This is a genomic window from Bacillus sp. P4_D3, assembly GCF_056401855.1.
Genome location: NZ_JBFUIN010001341.1, coordinates 1 through 533, shown reverse-complemented (window position 1 = coordinate 533; position 533 = coordinate 1). Strand labels below are relative to the sequence as shown.

Sequence of the window (533 nt, the reverse complement as noted above, 5' to 3'; positions counted from 1 at the left end):
GGAAAGGATTTGTGCCATTAATTAAAATTTCTCCCGATGATGGAGAATCAATAGTAGATACCATATTCAATAACGTTGTTTTCCCACTACCTGACGGGCCCATAATTCCTACAAATTCACCTTCTTGAATTGATAAATCAATATCTACCAATGCTTTAAAAGGTATTTTCCCCTTATATACTTTACTAATACTTTTTGCATGTAAAATTTCCATTTATATTCTCCCTTCATTTCCACTGCTCACTATAAAGTGTAAATGAATTGTCTTATAGCACATATTGATTCATCTTTCATTTATCTTACACGCTTGTAAGATTTCTAAAAAAACTGATAACAAACCTATTTTCAATCTATAATCGATGTATATCTATCTTATAATATTTGCATAGTGGTATAAAATACAATGCTATTTATTTCTAATTTTTATTAATATAAGAAAAAAGACCGATTGCTTTATCGGCCTTTTACTTTCAAGTATCATATTTTAACTAATGCCTTTAGTTAAAATATATTTGAGTAACCCTATTAATACT

The 533-nt window shown here is 28.0% G+C and carries 1 protein-coding gene; it reads right to left on the bottom strand.

Annotation, left to right across the window (positions count from 1 at the left end; all coding sequences use genetic code 11):
* On the bottom strand, nt 1-214 hold a 214-nt coding region (locus tag AC1DTM_RS31225; RefSeq protein ID WP_477001790.1), incomplete at its 3' end, for an ATP-binding cassette domain-containing protein.
* Nucleotides 215-533: the final 319 nt, after the last annotated feature.